General features: G+C 44.9%; 1 protein-coding gene. It reads right to left on the bottom strand.

Annotated features, from left to right (window positions below):
- On the bottom strand, nt 1-247 hold a 247-nt coding region (locus tag AAEZ10_RS27330; RefSeq protein WP_350571809.1), incomplete at its 3' end, for an Hpt domain-containing protein.
- Nucleotides 248-272 lie beyond the last annotated feature (25 nt).

Genomic DNA, 272 nt, shown 5'->3' on the forward strand with positions numbered 1-272 from the left:
TCATATCATTTTCGCTTAAGCGATGATAGTTAAGCTGAGGATAAGAAGATAAATCCACCTTTTGCAAGTTGTCTAGCGCCGTTAACAATGCCTCATAATAAGGCTCAATCATTGCAAACTGCACAGGTGTCGTATGCTGTACATTCAGCAGGCACTTATCTTCCAAATCTTGGCTAGCCTGACGCAGTTGCGGTACACCTGTATATCGACTACCGCCCAATATACGATGGGCAATTTGTGCCAGCATATTGCGGTCATGAGCTTCCCATGCC

Source organism: Pseudomonas sp. H26/SER47-MNA-CIBAN-0231 (assembly GCF_040310465.1).
GTDB lineage: Bacteria > Pseudomonadota > Gammaproteobacteria > Pseudomonadales > Pseudomonadaceae > Aquipseudomonas > Aquipseudomonas atacamensis.